Source organism: Saccharopolyspora sp. NPDC003752, from assembly GCF_053605825.1.
This window is the reverse complement of the sequence record NZ_JBSGJZ010000030.1, coordinates 26,302-45,628: the sequence shown is the minus strand read 5'-3', so window position 1 is coordinate 45,628 and position 19,327 is coordinate 26,302. Positions and strand designations below refer to the sequence as shown.

Here is a 19,327-nt window from a genome sequence, read left to right as displayed (position 1 = left end):
TTCCGCGCAGGGGCCCTTCCTGGGAAGATCCATGATCTGGATCCGCGCGGTCCTGGAGAGGGGATCATGGCAGGCGATGCGATGTCCGGCGGTGTTCCGGCCGCCATTTCGGCACGGACTGGAACGGGGTCGTCGTGCGGCCGTTAGGTCTGTCGGGCCCGCGCGAGGTCGGGCAGTACCGGGTGCTCGCGGAGCTGGGCCGGGGCGGGATGGGGCGGGTGCTGCTGGGAAGTGGCCCCGATGGCAGGCTGGTCGCGCTGAAGCTGGTGCACGAGCAGTTCGCCGAGGACGACGGGTTCCGGGAGCGGTTCCGCCGCGAGGTGGAGGCATCTCGCGCGGTGTCCGGCGCGTACACCGCCGCGGTCATCGATGCCGACCCGGACGCGCCCACGCCGTGGCTGGCATCGGTTTTCGTGCCCGGTCCCTCGCTGCACGAGACGGCCGCGGCCATCGGTGCGCTGCCGGAGGATTCGGTGCTGCGCTTGGCCGCCGGGCTGACCACCGCGCTGGTCCAGATCCACCGGGCCGGGCTGGTGCACCGGGACCTGAAACCGTCCAACGTGCTGCTCGCCGACGACGGTCCCCGGGTCATCGACTTCGGCATCGTCCGGGCCGTCAACGGCGACCGGGCCGGCGACCTGACCCGGGCCGGCTGGCTGGTCGGCTCGCCCGAGTACATGTCCCCCGAGCAGGCCAAGGGCGAGCCGGTGACCTCGGCCAGCGACGTGTTCTCCCTCGGCTCGGTCGTCGTCGCGGCCTGCACGGGTGGCAGCCCGTTCACCGACACGGCGACCCTGCAAACCCTGAACAACGTCGTGCAGGTCGACCCGGACCTCTCCGGGGTTCCCGGCGCGGTCCGGCGCATCGCCGAGCCGTGCCTGGCCAAGGACCCCGCCGAGCGGCCGACCCCGGCCGAGCTGCTGGAATCGATCGGCCAGATCGCGCCGTCCGCGCGGCCGTGGCCCGCCGGGGTGCACCGGTTGATCGCGCAGCGCAACGCCGACATCGCCCGGCTCCTCGACGCGTCGCAGGTGCCGACTGAGATCACCGGCACGCCGACGGTGGTGTCCACCCGGGTGGCCACCGGTCCGACCCGCGAGGCCACCGCGGAGGAAACCCCGCCCACGCGCACCGAGCCGACGGCCGGCGGGGGCGCCCGGCGGGGCTTGCTGGGCCTCGGCATCGCCGCCGTCGCGCTGGCTCTGGTCGGCGTCCTGATCTGGGCGCTGCAGCCGCCACCGCAGGTCTCCCCGCCGCCACCGCAGGTTGCCCAGGTCGGTTCGATGGCCGCTGCCGTCCCGGCCCGGCGTGTGTTGTTCAGCCCGGACGGCCGCACCCTGGCGACCGTCCACCAGGACAGCACCGTGCAGCTGTGGAATGTCGCCGAACAGCGACAGGTCGGCCAGATCATCGGCCCGCTCGACGGTCTGAACGACCTCGTGTTCAGCCCGGACGGCCGAACCCTGATCGCCGCGATCTACGCCGGCTCCAGCGGTTCGGTGCGGCAGTGGGACGTGGCCAGCGGTGCCCAGGTCGGCCAGCACCCGATCGTCGGGGTCGGCGAGCTGGCCGCGTGGTCCGAGTGGCTGGTGTTCAGCCCGGATGCCCGCTACCTGGCCGTCGGCTACGAGGACAACGAGAACGAGAACGAGGGCGTGGACCTCGTGCGGCTGCTGGACGCGGCCAGCGGCCAGCCGACCGGCGATCTCACCGTCCGGAACGAGGGGTACGGCGGTCCTGGGATCACCTTCAGCCCGGACGGCCGCACCGTCGCGATCAGCGTGCAGTGGTCCGACGAGTCCGGGTCCGAGAACGACGTCAGCGCCGTGATCCTCTGGGACTTGGCCACCCGTCAGCAGATCGGCGACCCGATCAGCCTGCCCCGGGCCGAGAGCCTCAGCACCACCGCGTTCGGCCCCGACGGACGCGTCCTGATGACCGTGGGCAAGGCCACCGCGACCACGTCCGACGACGAGACCGACAGCGCGTCCACCGAGACCAACTGGCTGCGGTTGTGGGACCTGTCCAGCCGCAACCAGATCCGCCAGCCCAGCACCATTCCCGACGGCTCCTGGCAGGTGCCCAACCCGGACGGAAGCGTGCTCGCCATCAAGGACAACAGCACCGTGCGGCTGTGGAACGTGGCCGGCAACGAGCAGATCGGCTCGTCGATCGACCGCGTCAGCGCGATGTCGTTCAGCCCGGACGGCCGCACCCTGGCAACCGCGGGCGATGACGGCGTCGTGCGGCTGTGGCGCGTCCCCGCCGGCTGACCTGGGCTTCGGGCAGGACAAATTCGATGGCTGCGGCGTGCAGGTGGTGGGAGCATTCCTGGCATGACGATCTTCGGGCCCGTGCTGGACGTTCGCCCCCTGTTCGGCCAGGAGCGGCAGGAGCTGCTCGCGCTGCTCCGGTCGCTGAGCGCCGAGGACTGGGCGAGGGAAACGGTGTGCCCGGGTTGGGACGTGCACGACGTGGTCGGGCACGTCCTGAACGACTACCTGCGGCGGATTTCGGGAAGCCGGGACGGCTTCGCGGGGGCGACCTTCGCCAACGACGAGACCCTGCCGGGCTATTTGGCCCGCACCAACGACGAATTCGTCCGAGCCGCGCGGCAGTGCAGCCCGGAGCTGATGATCGGGCTGCTGGCGCACCTCGGCCCGGAGCTGGACCGGCTCTGGGCAACCTTCGACCTCACCGGTCCGGCCGCGCTGGACGTGTCCTGGGCCGGCCCTGGTCCGAGCCCGGCCTGGCTGGACATCGCTCGCGACTACACCGAGTTCTGGGTGCACCAGCAGCAGATCCGGGACGCGGTGGGGCGGCCTGGTGCCGACCGGCCCGAACTGGTGCATCCCGTGCTGGACACGTTCTTGCGCGCACTGCCCCACGCGCTGCGCGAAGTCGCCCGCCCGCACGGCACCGCGGTCCGCGTCGTCGTCACCGGTCCGTCCGGCGGCACCTGGCACGCGATGTCCGACGAGGGCCGCTGGCGAATGGCCGGTGACGAGGCGGAACCCGCCGGTGAACCAGCAGCGACGATCACCATGCGCCCGGACGACCTCTGGCGGCTCGCCACCCGGGGGATCACCGTCACCGAAGCCCGCCGACGAGTAGCCGCGCAAGGTGATCCCGCCCTGATCGACGCGGCGACGGCCCTGCTCGCGGTAGTCGCCTGAAAGTTGCCCCTCCACCTGCGAAGTGCAGGACGTCCTGGTCACCCCGGGCCGAGCTGGCTCACCATTCGACCCGGAGCTGGTGCAGGCCCCGGACGAGACCGCCGGTCTTCCAGGGCAGTTCGGCGTCGGTCAGGCGCAGTCGCGGGAAGCGCCGGGCGAGTTCGCCGAGCCCGATCTCCAGCTCGATCCTGGCCAGCTGCGCGCCGAGGCAGCGGTGGATGCCGTTGCCGAAGGCCAGGTGGCGGTTGGGCAGGCGGGCGGGATCGAAGTCGTCGGGAGCGTCGAACACCGCGGCATCGCGGTTCGCCGAGCTCAGCGAGACGAGCACGGTGTCACCCTCGGCGATGGTCACCCCGCCCAGCTCGACCGTCGCGGTGGCGACCCTGGGGAAAGCCACCTCGTAGCTGAACAGCGGGAGGTAGCGCAGCAGCTCGTCCACCGCGGGCCCCATGAGCTCGGGGTGCTCGATCAGCCGGCGCCACTGGTCGGGGTGGTCGGCGAGCAGCATGGCCACCGAGTTCGCCAGCTGGTTCTTGGTGGTCTCGTGCCCGCCGATCAGCAGTGTGAATCCGAGCGTCACGAGTTCGTCCTCGGTGAGCCGGTCGTCCTCGTCGCGCGCCGCGATGAGCAGGCTGAGCAGGTCGTCGGTGGGGGTGCGGCGCTTGTCGGCGATGAGTCCGGCGATGTAGCCGCCCATCCGCGCATACCCCGCCTGGACCTCCTCGGGCGGCAGCCCCGTCACAGTGAGGATGCGCTCGGTCCAGTCCTGGAAGTCGTCCCGGTCCTGGTGGGGCACGCCGAGCATCTCGCAGATGATCTCGATGGGCAGCGAGGCGGTGAAGTGCTCGATCAGGTCGACCGGGGGTGTCAGCTCGGCGAGCCGGTCCAGCAGCCGGTCGGTCACTTCCTGCACGCGCGGCCGGAGCTGTTCGATCTGCCGGGAGGTGAACACCTTCGCGACCAGCTTGCGCAGCCGGGTGTGCTCCGGTGGGTCGGTGGCCAGGATCTGCTCCGGCGGCAGCTCGAAGTTGCCCACTCGGGGGATGCCCGGGTCGATGGCGCGGGCCAGGCTGAACCGCGTGTCGAGCAGCACGGCGTTGACCTCGGCGTAGCGGGTGACGAGCCAGACCGGCCGACCGGACAGCAGGACCCTGGTGATCGGCTGCTCGTCGCTCAGCCGGACCAATCGTTCGTGGTGATCGCTGCTGCCGTCCGCGGTGGTGAACGGGAAAACCGGGAGATCGCTCTCGGTCGCGCGCACAACGCCTCCTGGGGAGGGATCTGACCGGCCCGGTCGCGCGCGGACGTGGTGGAGCCGTCCGGGAGGAACCACTCCGGCGGAACCTTGCCGGTGGCTGAACTCTGGGACCTCGGTGGGTTCCGCTCGGTTCGGCACCCACCACCGGCAGGTTATCCCGCTGCTGAGCTGTCGTCGATCAATTTAGAATGGCCAAAACCGTTGCCCCAGAAGGACGAACTTGTCCCCGCGAAGGCTTCTTCCGCGGCCTGGCGTGGCAGCTGACCTGTCCTGGCGATCAACACCATGCGGTTGCAGGCCGAGGTGGGCTGACCGGCGTACCGGTCACCAGGTGACCGGCAGCGCGTGGAGGCTTCGGATGAACGCGCCGTTCTTCCACGCGACTTCGCCGGTCGCGAGGCGGAGGTTCGGGAAGCGCTGGAGCAGGCCGGTGAGGGCGATCTCCAGCTCGATCTTGGCCAGTTGCGCGCCGAGGCAGCGGTGGACGCCGCTGCCGAAGGCGAGGTGGCGGTTGTCGTCGCGTTCCAGGTCCAAGGAGTCCGGGGCGTCGAACACGGCCGCGTCGAAGTTGGCAGAGGTCAGCGCCACCAGCACGGTGTCCCCTTCGCCGATGGTCACGCCGCTGAGCTCGACGGCCGCGGTGGCCACCCGCGGGAAGATCACGCTGAAGCCGAACAGTGGCACGTAGCGCAGCAGCTCGTCGACGGCGGAAGGCACCAGTTCGGGGTGCTCGACGAGGCGTCGCCACTGGTCGGGGTGCTCGTCGAGCAGCGCCAGCACCGAATTGGCCAGCTGGTTCTTGGTGGTCTCGTACCCGGAGGTGAGCAGCGTGAGTCCGAAGAGGACGAGTTCGTCCTCGTTGAGCCGGTCGCCCTCGTCGCGGGCCGCGATCAGCAAGCTGAGCAGGTCGTCGGTCGGGCGGTCGCGCTTCTCGGCGACGAGCGCGGCGATGTATTCGCACAGGCGCACCCACGCCGCCTGGACCTCGTCACCGGAGCGACCGGTCACGGACAGGATGAATTCGGTCGCTTCCTGGAAGTCGGCGCGGTCGGATTCGGGCACGCCGAGCATCTCGCAGATGATCTCGATCGGCAGCGCCGCGGCGAAGTGCTCGATCAGGTCGATTGGTGGTGGCGCTTCCGGCAGCCGGTCGAGCAGCCGGTCGACCACCTCCTGCACGCGGGGCCGCAGCCGCTCCACGCCCCGCGCGGTGAACACCTTCGCCACCAGCCTGCGCAACCGGGTGTGCTGCGGCGGGTCGGTGGTGATCAGCAGCCCCGGTGGCATCTCCAGGATGCCGAGCCGCGGGATGTCCGGTTCGATGGCCCGGGCCAGGCTGAACCGCGGGTCCTGCAGCACCGCCTGCACGTCGGAGTACGTGGTGACCAGCCACACCGGCTGGCCGGACAGCAGCACGCGCGAGATCGGCTGCTCGTCGCGCAACCTGAGGATGCGTTCGACATCCCCGCTGCCGTCCGCGGTGGTGAACGGGAAAGCCGGAAGTTCGCTCGTGGCTGCCCGCACAGCGCCCTCCCCCCGGAGCCTAAGAATCACTTGTGGACAGACGAAATCCCGAAAAATCCGGCATTTCTTGCCATCTCACGTTCGTCGGCACGCTAGCACGCGACCGAGCGCCTGCGGGGCGGAACGAAAAGATCGCGCAGCGGGAAGGAGCGATCACGCCTTGAGCGCCGCTTTCACGATCGCCAACGCTTCATCCCTGGAGATTCCCAGGGCGTGGGTGATCTGGGCGTAGGTCGCTGCCGCTTCCGCCGCTCGGGCCGCCGCCTGGTTGCCCGCATCGCTGACGAAAGTGCCTGCGCGGCCACGGGTTTCGAGCAGTCCCGCCTGTTCCAGTTCCCGGTAGGCCTTCGCCGCCGTGTTCGCCGCGATGCCCAGCTCCGCCGCCAGGGCGCGGACCGTCGGCAGCTTGGTGCCCACCGGGAGCTCGCCGCTGTTGATCTGCTCCGCGATCGCCGACCGCACTTGCTCGAAGGGCGCGACGCCCGAGGCGTTGTCAACGCTGATCCGCATGGCTCACCGGTTCCGGGTCGGGACTGCTGGACGGGGACAGTATCCGCCCTCGTCCTACGTGGTCTTCCGGAAGGCGTCGAGCAGCTGTTCCGCCGCCAGGCTCGCGGTGAGTTCTCCCGCCCGCACCCGGGTTTCCACGTCGCCGACGATCGCGCGGACCGCCGGGTGGTGGGTGAGTTCCGACATCAGCTGGTCGCGCACCAGGGCCCAGGTCCACTCGACCTGCTGGCGGCTGCGCTTGTCGGCCAGCTCGCCGGCCTCGTCCAGCGCCGCCCGGTGCTGCTCGATCTGCTCCCACACCGTGTCCAGCCCGAGCTCCTGCAGGCCGCTGCAGGTCAGCACCGGCGGCGTCCAGGCGGCGCTGACCGGGGTGAGCAGGCGCAGCGCGCCGCGGAGCTCGCGGGCCGCCTTGCGGGCCTCGGCCGCGTGGTCGCCGTCGGCCTTGTTGACCGCGATGACGTCCGCCAGCTCCAGCACGCCCTTCTTGATGCCCTGCAGCTGGTCGCCGGTGCGGGCCAGGGTGAGCAGCAGGAAGCAGTCCACCATGCCCGCGACCGTCACCTCGGACTGGCCGACGCCGACGGTTTCCACCAGCACGACGTCGAATCCGGCCGCCTCCATCAGCACGATCGTCTCGCGCGTCGCGCGCGCGACGCCGCCGAGCGTGCCCGCCGACGGCGACGGCCGCACGAACGCCGCGGGGTCGCTGGCCAACCTGCCCATCCGCGTCTTGTCGCCGAGGATGCTGCCGCCGCTGCGGGTCGACGACGGGTCGACCGCGAGCACCGCGACGCGATGCCCCGCCGCGGTCAGCATCGAGCCCAGCGCCTCGATGAACGTCGACTTGCCCACCCCGGGCACGCCCGTGATGCCGACGCGGTGCGCGCCGCCGCTGTGCGGGAGCAGCTCGACGAGCAGCTCCTGGGCCAGCGCGCGGTGGTCGGCGCGGGTGGATTCGACGAGCGTGATCGCCTGCGCCAGCTTGGTGCGGGAACCGGCGAGCACGCCCTTGGCGTAGTCCTGGACGTCGATCTGTCGCGGCATGATCAGTGGTCGAGTCGGGTGCGGAGTTCTTCGAGCAGGCCCAGCGCGGCGTCGGCGATCACGGTGCCGGGCGGGAAGATCGCGCTGGCCCCGGCCTGCCGGAGGGCGTCGAAGTCGGCCGGCGGGATGACCCCGCCGACGACGACCATGATGTCCTCCCGGCCCAGCCCGGCCAGCTCGTCGCGCAGCGCGGGCACCAGGGTCAGGTGCCCGGCGGCGAGGCTGGAGACGCCGACGATGTGCACGTCCGACTCGGCGGCCTGGCGGGCCACCTCGGCCGGGGTCTGGAACAGCGGGCCCACGTCGACGTCGAAGCCGAGGTCGGCGAACGCGGTCGCGATCACCTTCTGGCCGCGGTCGTGGCCGTCCTGCCCCATCTTGGCGACCAGGATGCGCGGCCGGCGGCCTTCGGCCTCGGCGAAGTCCACCACCTGCCGGCGGGCCGCCTCCAGCTGCTCCGACGGCCCCGACTCGTCCCGGTACACGCCGGTGATCGTACGGATCTGCCCGGAGTGGCGGCCGAAGACCTTCTCCAGCGCATCGGAGATCTCGCCGACGGTCGCCTTCTCCCGCGCCGCGTCCACGGCCAGCGTCAGCAGGTTGTGCGCCAGGTCGTCGGGCCGCTCGTCCGACATCGACGCCTCGGCAGCCGCGGTGAGCCGGCGCAGCGCGTCCTCGCAGGCCTGGCTGTCGCGCTCCGCGCGCAGCCGCCGCAGCTTCTCCAGCTGCTGCGCGCGGACCCCGGCGTTGTCCACTTTGAGCACATCGATCTGCTCGTCGCCGTCGTAGCGGTACTTGTTGACGCCGATCAGCGGCTGCCGCCCGGAGTCGATGCGGGCCTGGGTGCGGGCCGCGGCCTCCTCGATGCGCAGCTTGGGGATGCCGGCGTCGATGGCCTGCGCCATGCCGCCCGCGTCCTCGACCTCGGCGATGTGCGCCCAGGCGCGCTCGGCGAGGTCCTTGGTGAGGCGCTCCAGGTAGTAGCTGCCGCCCCACGGGTCGATCACCCGCGTGGTCCCGGATTCCTGCTGCAGCAGCAGCTGCGTGTTGCGGGCGATGCGCGCGGAGAAGTCGGTGGGCAGCGCCAGCGCCTCGTCGAGCGCGTTGGTGTGCAGCGACTGGGTGTGGCCCTGGGTGGCGGCCATCGCCTCGACGCAGGTGCGCGCCACGTTGTTGTAGACGTCCTGGGCGGTCAGCGACCAGCCGGAGGTCTGCGAGTGGGTGCGCAGCGACAGCGATTTCGGGTTCTGCGGCTCGAAGGACTGCACCAGCTTCGACCACAGCAGCCGCGCCGCGCGCAGCTTCGCGACCTCCATCGCGAAGTTCATCCCGATGCCCCAGAAGAACGACAGCCGGGGCGCGAAGGCGTCGATGTCCAGCCCGGCCTGCCGCCCGGCGCGCAGGTATTCGACGCCGTCCGCGAGGGTGTAGGCCAGCTCCAGGTCAGCGGTCGCCCCGGCCTCCTGGATGTGGTAGCCGGAGATGGAGATGGAGTTGAACTTCGGCATCCGCTGCGAGGTGTAGGCGAAGATGTCGGAGATGATCCGCATCGACGGTTGCGGCGGGTAGATGTAGGTGTTGCGGACCATGAACTCCTTGAGGATGTCGTTCTGGATGGTCCCGGCCAGCTTCTCCGGCGCGACGCCCTGCTCCTCGGCGGCGACGATGTAGAGCGCCATCACCGGCAGCACCGCGCCGTTCATGGTCATCGACACGCTCATCCGGTCCAGCGGGATGCCGTCGAAGAGCTGGCGCATGTCGAAGATCGAGTCGATCGCCACCCCGGCCATGCCGACGTCGCCCGCGACGCGCGGGTGGTCGGAGTCGTAGCCGCGGTGGGTGGCGAGGTCGAACGCCACCGACAGGCCCTTCTGCCCGGCGGCCAGGTTGCGGCGGTAGAAGGCGTTGGACTCCTCGGCGGTGGAGAACCCGGCGTACTGCCGCACCGTCCACGGCTGGTTGACGTACATCGTCGGGTACGGCCCGCGCAGGAACGGCGCCAAACCCGGGTAGGTGTGCGGGAATTCGAGCCCCTCGACGTCGGCCGAGGTGTAGAGCGGCTTGATGCCGATGCCCTCCGGCGCCTCCCAGACCAGGGCGTCGGCCTCCTTGCCGGTGGCGGCGAGGATCTCGGCCTGCCACCGGGCCGGGTCGGCGGCGGGGGTGGCATCCAGCGGGATGTCGGCGAAGTTCGGGATCTGCGTCATCGGCCCACTCCCAGCTTCTCGTGGACGTCGGTGAGGACGGCCAGCGCGTCGCACCCGGCGAAGACGAACCCGTCGACGCCCTCCGGTGGCGGATCGCCCGGTTTTCCGGCCAGCAGCACGTGCTTCGCCCCGGCCTGCTTGAGCGCCGCGGCGGTTTCCGCGGCGCGCTCGGCGTAAACCTTGTCGCTGGAGCACAGGCAGACCACCGGCGCGCCGGCGTACGCCGCCAGAACGTCCTCTGTGGACTCCATCGCTCCGGCGTCGGTGCTTTCGATGCCGCCTGCGGCGAGCAGGTTCCGCGCGAACGAGGCGCGCGCGTTGTGCGCCGCGAGCGAGCCGAGCGTCGCGAGGAACACCGTCGGGCGGTTGCCCGTCTCGGCGAGCTGCGCGTCGGCGGCGTCGCGCAGCCGCTCGAAGTCCTCGGCGTAGCGGTGCACCGGGAGGCCGCCCGAAGGCTGCTGCGGTGCGGGCTCGCGTTCCAGCGGCGCCTCGTCCAGGTTCGGGAACTCGCTGACGCCGGTGATCGCGTCCGCGCGGTGCGCGATCGCCGCCCGGCGCTCCTCCCACGTGGCCGAGAGCCGCTCGGCGACGAGGCCGGATTCGAGCGCGGCGGGCAGCCCGCCCGCGGCCTCGATCTCCTGGAACCACCGCCAGGCGGCCTGCGCCAGCTCGTCGGTCAGCGACTCGACGTACCAGGAGCCGCCCGCCGGGTCGATCACCTGCGCCAGGTGCGATTCCTCCAGCAGCAGGGTTTGCGTGTTGCGGGCGATGCGGCGGGAGAACCCGTCCGGCAGGCCGATCGCGGCGTCGAACGGCAGCGCGGTGACCGCCTGCGCGCCGCCCATCCCGGCGGCGAAGGTCGCGATCGTGGTGCGCAGCATGTTCACCCACGGATCGCGCCTGGTCAGCATGGCCGCCGACGTCACGGCGTGCTGGGCCTGCGCCCGCGCGGGCTCCGACGCGCCGCAGGCGCGGGTGACCTGCTCCCACAGCCGCCGCGCGGCGCGCAGCTTGGCGATGCCCAGGAACTGGTCGGCGTTGGTCGCGTAGCGGAACTCCAGCAGCCCGGCGGCGGTGTCGACGTCCAGCCCGGCCTCGGTCAGCCACCGCAGGTAGGTCGTGCCCGCGGCCAGCGAGCAGCCGAGCTCCTGCGCGTCCGAGCCGCCCGCCTCGTGGTACGGCAACCCGTCCACGACCAGCGCCTTCAGCTCCGGGAACTCCGCGGCGCAGCGGCGCGCCAACCGCACCGCGCCGTCCCGGTCGCCGGGGCGGCCGGTCCGGGCCTGCACGCCCAGCGGGTCCGCGCCGAGGTTGCCGCTGAGCGCGCTGCCGCGCACGCCCTGCTCGGTGGCCACCGCCAGGAACGCCTCGGCTGCGGCGACGAAGTCCTCGCCCGCGTCCAGGGCCACGCCGATCATGTCCAAGTGGACGCCTTCCAGCGCGTCCGCGAGGTCGTCGACCGCCAGTCCGCCGGAACCGAGCCGGAGCCACAGCGACGACACGCCGTTGTAGAGGTCGGCCAGGACCTCCCGGTTGGTTTCGGCGGCATCCGGGTTCTCGTGCCGCTGCCGCACGTCCCAGCCCTCGGCGACGCTGCCCTGCGGGCGGCTGCCGCGCACGAACGGCGCGAGCCCGGGCGAGCCGGCCTCGGGCGGACCCTCGGTGTAGAGGGGGTGCACGACTATGCCGTCGTAGGTCGTCGAGGCGAGCACGTCCTCCACCGGACCGGCCGGTGATTGCTCGCCGATCAGCCCGGATCGCTGCAGCACCTTCTTGACCTGAGCCCGCCACTGCTCGCGGTCCACGGGTGTGGCGGAGGAGAGGTCCGGCCCGCCGCCGCTCGACATCGAGTGCGCCACCATGGAGGTGAGGTTAGCCGAGTGCCCGGTTCTGGGAATACCCCTGATCTGTGAATCAGGTCGCAAGACAACCTAGCGGCGATTCACTTAGCGGCCATGTGGGGTAGTCCGGCGACGGCCCGGTCAGTCCCATTTGCTCCGCAGCCATGATCGGGACCGGTCGTGGGCTTCGTCGGCACAGCTGTCAGCGCTCGTAGATCTCGCGACGGTGGCCGACCGCGACCACCACGACAACGAGGCGTCCATCTTCGACGCGGTAGATCACCCGGAAATCCGAGACCCGGATCCGCAGGTAACCGGAAACGCCCTTGAGCGCGATGGCCCCGGCGGGGCGTGGATTCGCGGCGAGCTGGTCGATCGCGACCTGCAGTCGTCGCCGAATCGGCTTGTCCAGCTTGGCCAGGGTCTTCAGGGCGTCGCGGGTGATCTCGATCTGGTAGGTCACTGATCCCGCTCCAACGCGACGATCGCCGCTTCCCAGGAAACCGTGCCCGACTCTTCCGCCTCGGCGACGCGGCGCGCCCAGTGCGCGTCTTCCTCGGCTTCCCAATGCTCGGCGACGTCCGCTGCCACCAGTGCGGCAACCCGCTTGCCCCGGTGAGTCAGGTAGACGTACTGGCCCTCGCTCGCCAGCTCGATGTAGTTCGGCAGCTGGGCGCGGGCAGACGAGACGTTGACTTCGATGGCGGCGCTGTCGTCCATGTGTACAGCTTCGACGCACATGCGCGAGTTGTACAGTCGGTACAAGTAGTTGATCGATCCCCCTGGGTCACGGCCGGCGGCCGCAGAGGTGGTAGACCCAGCCTGATTCCGGGGTGTAGTGCAGCTCGTAGTGGGTCTCGATCTTCGGGCCGTCGTGCAGGTGGACGTGCCGCAGCAGCCGTCCCGCGACCGCCTCCGAGTCGCGCAGGTCCTGGATCCGGCCGTCCAGCGGCCCGCCGACGAAGCGCACGTTCCGGTTCTCCATGACACCCCTCCTCCCGCACGTGCTCCAATGGTCCCCGATCGCAGGTCCCGAGCACCAGCACGCGAACCGGCGTGGTTCGCGGGACGGCGGGTTCGGCCACCCCGGGTCACTCCGGCCCGAGCTGACCAGGGACGATGGGTGACTGATGAAGCTCACCGATCAGCTCCCGGCCCTGACGACCGACACCCCGGACCCCGACGCGCTGCTCGACGCGTTCGTGTCCTGGACGACCGACCAGGGCATCGAGCTCTACCCGGCGCAGGAAGAAGCGCTGATGGAGGTCGTGACCGGGGCGAACCTGATCCTGAGCACGCCGACCGGCTCCGGCAAGAGCCTGGTCGCCACCGGGGCGCACTTCACCGCGCTGGCCGCCGGCAAGCGCAGCTTCTACACCGCGCCGATCAAGGCTCTCGTGTCGGAGAAGTTCTTCTCGCTGGTGGACGTCTTCGGCGCCGAGAACGTCGGCATGATGACCGGCGACAGCAGCGTCAACGCCGACGCCCCGATCATCTGCTGCACCGCGGAAATCCTGGCCAACATCGCGCTGCGCGACGGCGACCGCGCCGACGTGGACCAGGTCGTGATGGACGAGTTCCACTTCTACTCCGAGCCCGACCGGGGTTGGGCGTGGCAGGTGCCGCTGCTGGAGCTGCCGCGCACCCAGTTCGTGCTGATGTCCGCCACGCTCGGCGACGTCACGTTCTTTCAGGAGGACCTGACCCGGCGCACCGGCCGGGAGACCGCCGTGGTCACCTCGGCGGAGCGGCCGATCCCGCTGACCTTCCGCTACGCCAAGACGCCGCTGCACGAGACGATCGAGGAGCTGCTGGCCGGCCAGCAGGCCCCGGTCTACGTCGTCTACTTCAACCAGGCCTCCGCGCTGGAGCAGGCGCAGGCGCTGATGAGCGTCAAGGTCGCCACCCGCGAGCAGCGCGACCAGATCGCCGAGGCGATCGGCGACTTCCGGTTCACCGCCGGGTTCGGCAAGACCCTTTCCCGGCTGGTGCGGCACGGCATCGGCGTGCACCACGCCGGGATGCTGCCGAAGTACCGGCGGCTGGTCGAGCAGCTCGCGCAGGCCGGGCTGCTCAAGGTCATCTGCGGCACCGACACCCTCGGGGTGGGCATCAACGTGCCGATCCGCACCGTGCTGATCACCGGGCTGACCAAGTACGACGGGGTCCGCACCCGGCACCTGAAGGCGCGCGAGTTCCACCAGATCGCCGGTCGCGCCGGCCGCGCCGGGTACGACACCGCCGGCTACGTGGTGGTGCAGGCGCCCGAGCACGAGATCGAGAACGAGCGGGCGATCGCCAAGGCCGGCGACGACCCGAAGAAGAAGCGCAAGCTGGTGCGCAAGAAGGCGCCCGAGGGCTTCGTGTCCTGGAGCGAGAAGACCTTCGAGAAGCTGGTGGCCGCGGAGCCGGAGCCGCTGCGGTCCAGCTTCAACGTCAACCACGCGATGCTGCTCAACGTCATCAACCGGTCCTCCAACGGTCGGCACAGTGATGCGTTCGCCACAATGTCCCACCTGTTGACCGACAACCACGAGGACCGGCCGACGCAGCGCCGCCACATCCTGCGCGCCATCGCGATCTACCGCGCGCTGCTGTCCGCCGGTGTGGTCGAGCAGCTCGACGAGCCCGACGAGCAGGGCCGCCGGGTGCGGCTGACCGTGGACCTGCAGTTCGACTTCGCGCTCAACCAGCCGCTCTCGCCGTTCGCGCTGGCCGCGATCGAGCTGCTGGACACCGAGTCGCCGGGCTACCCGCTGGACGTGCTGTCGGTGATCGAGTCCACTCTGGACGATCCGCGGCAGGTGCTCTCGCAGCAGCAGTTCAAGGCGCGGGGCGAGGCCGTGTCGCAGATGAAGGCCGACGGCATCGAGTACGACGAGCGGATGGAGCTGCTCGAAGAGATCACCCACCCGAAGCCGCTGGCCGAGCTGCTGGAAGCCGCCTACGAGACCTACCGCAAGGGGCACCCGTGGGTCGGCGAGCACGAGCTGTCGCCGAAGTCGGTGGCCCGCGACATGTACGAGCGGGCGATGAACTTCGTCGAGTTCGTCAACTTCTACGGGCTGGCCCGCTCCGAGGGCCTGGTGCTGCGCTATCTGGCGGACGTCTACAAGGCGCTGCGGCACACGGTGCCCGACGACGCCAAGACCGAGGAGCTCACCGACATCATCGAGTGGCTCGGCGAGCTGGTCCGGCAGGTCGACTCCAGCCTGCTCGACGAGTGGGAGAAGCTGCGCCACCCGGGCGCGGAGCCGACGGTCGTGGCGGTGGACGAGGGACCGGAGCGGATCACGCTGAACAAGCGGGCCTTCCGGGTGCAGGTGCGCAACGCGCTGTTCCGCCGCGTGGAGCTTGCGGCCCGCCGCCGCTACGACGAGCTCGGCGAGCTGGACGGCGACAGCGGCTGGGACGCCGAGGCGTGGGCCGACGCGCTGGAGGAGTACTTCGAGCAGCACGAGGAGATCGGCGCCGGCCCGGACGCGCGCGGCCCGGCGCTGCTGCTGATCACCGAGGAGCCGGAGCGCTGGCTGGTCCGGCAGATCTTCGCCGACCCGGACGAGGACCACGACTGGGGCATCAGCGCCGAGGTCGACCTCGCCGCGTCCGACGAGACCGGCGGCGCGGTCATCCGGATCACCGACGTCAACCAGCTCTGACGGTCTCGTGCGCGTTTTGGGCCGCCATAGCGATCCAAAACGCGCACGACCCGTGCGGAATGCGACCGTTCCGGCGGTCGCGGAGCACCCCGGTCTGCCCTACCATCCCGGCGGGATCACCCAGAACCTCGCCGAAGGGAGCCGGGCATGCCGCAGACCATCGCAGTCGGAGTGGACGGATCGGACGAGTCGGTGCGGGCATTGCGCTGGGCGGCCAACCAGATCCGCGAGGTCGGCGGCATCGCCCACGCGATCATGGTCTGGCACCAGCCGGTCCAATTCGGATATCGTCTGCCGACCCCGGACACCGAGCTGGAAGAGCGGGCGAACAAGGCGTTGAACACCGCCGTGAAGGCGGTCGAGGCCGATTTCCCCGACGTGGACCTGCGATCCAGGCTCATCCGCGGGCACGTGGTCGACGAGCTGGTCGGACTGTCCAAGCAGGCCGATCTGCTGGTGGTGGGCAACAAGGGGCACGGCGCCTTCACCGGCATGCTGGTCGGGTCGGTGGCGTTGAAGCTGGTGCACCACGCGGCCTGCCCGGTGGTCGTCGTCCGCTGACGACGGCCGGCCCCGGGACAAGTGGAGACGGGTGGGCATGCAGCAGGCCGAGGACATCACGATGTTCGGGCTCAGTGGGTGGCGGTGGCTCAACCCACCGGTGAACTGGTTGTCCTACGGGGGTTTGACGGTGACCGCCGACTCCGGCACGGACTTCTGGCGGACCACGCACTACGGATTCGTGCGCGACAGCGGGCACGCGCTGCTGCGGCCGGTGGGGCCGCGGTTCAAGCTGACGACCCGCTTGTTCGGCGACTACCGCGAGCAGTACGACCAGGCCGGGCTGCTGCTGCGGCTGGACGAGCGCAACTGGATCAAGGCGGGCATCGAGCTGGTCGACGGCGAGCAGCTGCTCAGCGCCGTGGTGACCCGCGACGTCTCGGACTGGAGCGTGGTGCCGCTGGAGGCGGTGTGCGGGCCGGTCGAGTCGATCACCCTGGAACTGGAGCGGGCGGGCGACACCGTGACGGTCCGCTACGCCGCCGACGGCGGCGAGCCGAAGTCGGTGCTGAGGATGGCGTACTTCCCGCCGGACCTCCCGGCCGAGGCCGGCCCGATGTGCGCCTCGCCGGACGGCGCGGGCTTCGCGATCCGCTTCTCCGAAGTGTCCCTGGTGGCGGACTGATCAGCGCTCCGCGGTGAGGAAGTCGCCGACCCGGGTCAGGCCGCGCCCGCCGGAGGTCAGGGCGCGGCCGAACCGGTCGGCGGCCTCGCCGGCGGTCTCGCGCCGCACCCGCCAGCCGAACCCGGTGAGCCGCTCGGCCGGGTCCGGCCGCTCGTCGGGGCCGAACAGCGCGTCCAGGTCGACGCCCCACTTCTCCGAGGACCGCGCCATGTCGTCGCCGAGCAGCGCGCTCCGCTTCGCGGTGGGGTTCTCGATCGCGATCCTGCTGCCGGGCGCGGACATCTCGTCCACGGCCGCCAGCAGCCGCACGTCGGCCTCGACGGGCAGGTAGTAGATCAGCCCTTCGGCCAGCCACGCGGTGGGGAGGGCCGGGTCGAATCCGGCGTGCCGGAGCGCGGCGGGCCAGTCGTCGCGCAGGTCCGCCGGCACCTCGTGGCGGTCGCAGGCGGGCCGGGCGCCGAGGCCGGCGAGGACCGCGCCCTTGTAGGCGAGCACCTTCGGCTGGTCGACCTCGAACAGCCGCAAGCCGGACGGCCAGGACAGCCGGAACGCCCTGGTGTCCAGGCCGGCCGCCAGGACGACCGCCTGTCGCACGCCCCCGGCGCAAGCCAGCTCGAACCACTCGTCGAACAGCCGGGAGCGCAGGCCGATGTAGTCGATGGTGTCCTGCCAGCCCTCGCCGAAGTCGGCCGCCGTCGTGGGCACCGCCGCCCCGGCGGCCCTGGCCAGGTCCGCGGCGAACGGGTCGTCGATGAGCCGGTCGGCGCGCTCGGTCTCCAGCGCCCGGGCCGCGGCGACCATCAGCGCGGTGATCCCGACGCCCGACGCGACGTCCCAATCCTCGTTCGCCGGCACGGTTCCCCCTCCGTCGTCAGCGAGCGCCGAAGCGCGGTTGCATCAGGATTCCGCCACGGCGCAACACCAACCGGTCAGCGGCGGCGCCAGGCGCGTTCGCCGAGCAGGCGCAGGCCGTTGAGGCCCACGATGATCGTCGAGCCCTCGTGGCCCGCCACGCCCAGCGGCAGCGGCAGGTTCCCGGCCAGGTCCCACGCCACCAGCACCGCGATGAAGGTGCCTGCGATGACGAGGTTCTGCTTGACCAGGCGGCGGGCCCGGCGGGACAGGTCCACGATCTTCGGCACCGCGACCAGCTCATCGCGGACGATCACCACGTCCGCCGTCTGCAGCGTGAGGTCGGAGCCCGTGCGCCCCATCGCCACCCCGCAGTGCGCGGCGGCCAGCGCGGGCGCGTCGTTGACGCCGTCGCCGAGCACCATCGTCCGCCGCCCGGATTCCCGCACGGCCGCGACCTTGTCCGCGGGCAGCAGGTCCGCGCGCACGTCGCCGATGCCGACTTCGGCCGCGACCCGGGCCGCCGCGCGCTTGTTGTCGCCGGTGAGCAGCACCGGCTCGGCACCGGTCAGTTCCCGCAGTCCGCGCACCGCTTCGGCGGCGTCCGGGCGCAGCCGGTCGGCGATCCCGAGCACTCCGGCGGGGGAGTCGTCGACGGTCACCAGCACCGCGGTGTGGCCAGCGGTTTCCAGGTCGGCGGCGGTGTCCGAGCCGCGCGGGCTGGTGACCGCCACGACGCGTCCGTCCACTGTGGCCGATACGCCGAATCCCGGCGTGGCCCGGAAGTCCTCGGCGGCCGGGATGGCGAGGCCCTTTTCGCGTGCGGCCGCGACGATCGCGCGCGCCAGCGGGTGTTCGCTGAGGTGCTCGGCGCCGGCCGCCAGCGCGAGGAGCTCGTCGGCGCCGCGGCCGTCGGCCGGGTCGATCCGCACCACGCGCGGCGCGCCTTCGGTGAGCGTGCCGGTCTTGTCCAGCGCGACCCGTTCGACCTCGCCGAGCCGTTCCATCGCCACGGCCGATTTCACCAGCACGCCGTGCCGGCCGGCGTTGGCGATCGCCGACAGCAGCGGCGGCATCGTCGCCAGCACCACGGCGCACGGCGAGGCGACGATCATGAACGTCATCGCGCGCAGCAGGGCGCCCTCCAGGTCGTCGCCGAACAGCAGCGGAATCCCGAAGACCGCGAGCGTGGCCACCACGACGCCGATGGAGTACCGCTGCTCGATCTTCTCGATGAACAGCTGCGTCGGCGCCTTCGCCTCGCCGGCCTCCGCGACCAGCGCCACGATGCGCGCGATCACCGACTCCGAGGCGTCCTTCGCGACGCGCACCCGCAGCGCGCCGGTGCCGTTGAGGGTGCCGGCGAACACCTCGTCGCCCGGCCGCTTCGCCGCCGGCAGCGGCTCGCCGGTGATGGTCGCCTGGTCGACGTCGCTGGTGCCGTCGAGCACCTCGCCGTCGGCGCCGATCCGCTCACCGGGGCGCACCACGATCACGTCGCCGACCTGCAGCTTCGCCGTGGCGACGGTCTCCTCGACGCCGTCGCGCACCCGCACCGCGGTCTCCGGCGCGAGGTCGAGCAGGCTGCGCACGGAGTCCTCGGTGCGGGCGGTGGCGTAGGCCTCCAGGGCGCCGGAGGTGGCGAAGATGACGATCAGCAGCGCGCCGTCGGTGATCTGCCCGATCGCGGCGGCGCCGATGGCCGCGACGATCATCAGCAGGTCCACGTCCAGGGTCTTCTCGCGCACCGCCTGCAGCCCGGCCAGGCATGGTTCCCAGCCGCCGGTGGCGTAGCAGACCAGGTACAGCGCCCAGTAGAGCCCGGCGGGGCCGCCGGCGAGCTGCACGGTGAGGCCGAGCAGGAACGCCGCCAGCGCCGCGGCGGCCCACCGCGCCTCCGGGAGCGCGAACAGGCCGCGCCGGGTGCTCGGCGGCTCGGGTATCGGCGTGGTCGTGCGGTCGGTGACGGCGGTCATCGCGAGCACCCCTCCGGAGTCGGTTGTGGTCCGGGCGAGCACGATACATGAACGTCTGATCAATCATTCATGTATCCCAGGACGTTAGACTCCC

16 protein-coding genes are annotated in these 19,327 nt (G+C 71.2%); 5 read left to right on the top strand and 11 right to left on the bottom strand.

Going from position 1 to position 19,327, the window contains the following annotated elements; genetic code table 11:
- The first annotated feature begins 134 nt into the window (after window positions 1–134).
- The gene (locus ACWEV3_RS31060) at window positions 135–2,273 is read left to right on the top strand and encodes a WD40 repeat domain-containing serine/threonine protein kinase (protein ID WP_452617274.1); all 2,139 of its coding nucleotides are present in this window, start codon (window positions 135–137) and stop codon (window positions 2,271–2,273) included.
- A 63-nt stretch (window positions 2,274–2,336) separates the two neighbouring features.
- On the top strand, window positions 2,337–3,176 hold the full coding sequence (locus ACWEV3_RS31055) for a maleylpyruvate isomerase family mycothiol-dependent enzyme (protein ID WP_452617273.1): 840 nt from the start codon (window positions 2,337–2,339) through the stop codon (window positions 3,174–3,176).
- A gap of 58 nt (window positions 3,177–3,234) precedes the next feature.
- On the opposite strand, the gene ACWEV3_RS31050 is transcribed toward ACWEV3_RS31055, so the two are convergent.
- The 9 genes from ACWEV3_RS31050 to ACWEV3_RS31010 form a co-directional block, all read right to left on the bottom strand.
- Window positions 3,235–4,437 (bottom strand): cytochrome P450, encoded by a 1,203-nt coding sequence (locus ACWEV3_RS31050; RefSeq protein ID WP_452617272.1) that lies wholly within the window; start codon window positions 4,435–4,437, stop codon window positions 3,235–3,237.
- A gap of 321 nt (window positions 4,438–4,758) precedes the next feature.
- Complete coding sequence (locus tag ACWEV3_RS31045) at window positions 4,759–5,958, bottom strand: cytochrome P450 (RefSeq protein ID WP_452617271.1); 1,200 nt, start codon at window positions 5,956–5,958, stop codon at window positions 4,759–4,761.
- A 153-nt stretch (window positions 5,959–6,111) separates the two neighbouring features.
- Window positions 6,112–6,468, bottom strand: coding sequence for a GntR family transcriptional regulator (locus ACWEV3_RS31040; protein ID WP_452617270.1), 357 nt, complete (start codon window positions 6,466–6,468; stop codon window positions 6,112–6,114).
- Between the two features lie 54 nt (window positions 6,469–6,522).
- Complete coding sequence (meaB, locus tag ACWEV3_RS31035; RefSeq protein ID WP_452617269.1) at window positions 6,523–7,512, bottom strand: methylmalonyl Co-A mutase-associated GTPase MeaB; 990 nt, start codon at window positions 7,510–7,512, stop codon at window positions 6,523–6,525.
- Window positions 7,513–7,514: 2 nt separating this feature from the next.
- Window positions 7,515–9,719 carry a methylmalonyl-CoA mutase gene (scpA, locus tag ACWEV3_RS31030; protein ID WP_452617268.1) on the bottom strand — a complete coding sequence of 735 codons (2,205 nt, stop codon included), beginning with the start codon at window positions 9,717–9,719 and terminating at the stop codon, window positions 7,515–7,517.
- The gene (locus ACWEV3_RS31025) at window positions 9,716–11,581 is read right to left on the bottom strand and encodes a methylmalonyl-CoA mutase family protein (RefSeq protein WP_452617267.1); all 1,866 of its coding nucleotides are present in this window, start codon (window positions 11,579–11,581) and stop codon (window positions 9,716–9,718) included. Before ACWEV3_RS31025 ends, scpA begins: the two co-directional genes overlap by 4 nt.
- 181 nt (window positions 11,582–11,762) lie before the next feature.
- Window positions 11,763–12,023, bottom strand: a complete 261-nt coding sequence (locus tag ACWEV3_RS31020) for a type II toxin-antitoxin system RelE family toxin (protein WP_093261291.1) — start codon at window positions 12,021–12,023, stop codon at window positions 11,763–11,765.
- Complete coding sequence (locus ACWEV3_RS31015; protein ID WP_452617266.1) at window positions 12,020–12,280, bottom strand: type II toxin-antitoxin system prevent-host-death family antitoxin; 261 nt, start codon at window positions 12,278–12,280, stop codon at window positions 12,020–12,022. The genes ACWEV3_RS31020 and ACWEV3_RS31015 overlap by 4 nt, the downstream gene beginning before the upstream one ends.
- A gap of 67 nt (window positions 12,281–12,347) precedes the next feature.
- Window positions 12,348–12,545, bottom strand: a complete 198-nt coding sequence (locus ACWEV3_RS31010; protein WP_358575538.1) for a hypothetical protein — start codon at window positions 12,543–12,545, stop codon at window positions 12,348–12,350.
- A 145-nt stretch (window positions 12,546–12,690) separates the two neighbouring features.
- Between ACWEV3_RS31010 and ACWEV3_RS31005 the strand changes: the two genes are divergently transcribed.
- The 3 genes from ACWEV3_RS31005 (at window position 12,691) to ACWEV3_RS30995 (ending at window position 16,405) form a co-directional block, all read left to right on the top strand.
- A complete protein-coding gene (locus tag ACWEV3_RS31005; RefSeq protein WP_452617265.1) occupies window positions 12,691–15,219 on the top strand; it encodes a DEAD/DEAH box helicase in 2,529 nt (842 codons plus the stop codon).
- Window positions 15,220–15,366: 147 nt separating this feature from the next.
- The gene (locus ACWEV3_RS31000) at window positions 15,367–15,780 is read left to right on the top strand and encodes a universal stress protein (protein WP_358575536.1); all 414 of its coding nucleotides are present in this window, start codon (window positions 15,367–15,369) and stop codon (window positions 15,778–15,780) included.
- Between the two features lie 37 nt (window positions 15,781–15,817).
- The gene (locus ACWEV3_RS30995) at window positions 15,818–16,405 is read left to right on the top strand and encodes a DUF1349 domain-containing protein (protein ID WP_452617326.1); all 588 of its coding nucleotides are present in this window, start codon (window positions 15,818–15,820) and stop codon (window positions 16,403–16,405) included.
- On the opposite strand, the gene ACWEV3_RS30990 is transcribed toward ACWEV3_RS30995, so the two are convergent.
- Both ACWEV3_RS30990 and ACWEV3_RS30985 read right to left on the bottom strand, forming a co-directional pair.
- Window positions 16,406–17,260, bottom strand: a complete 855-nt coding sequence (locus ACWEV3_RS30990) for an SAM-dependent methyltransferase (protein ID WP_452617264.1) — start codon at window positions 17,258–17,260, stop codon at window positions 16,406–16,408. It lies immediately after the preceding gene.
- Between the two features lie 74 nt (window positions 17,261–17,334).
- Entirely contained in the window at window positions 17,335–19,233 is a 1,899-nt protein-coding gene (locus tag ACWEV3_RS30985) for a heavy metal translocating P-type ATPase (protein WP_452617263.1), read from the bottom strand.
- Window positions 19,234–19,327 lie beyond the last annotated feature (94 nt).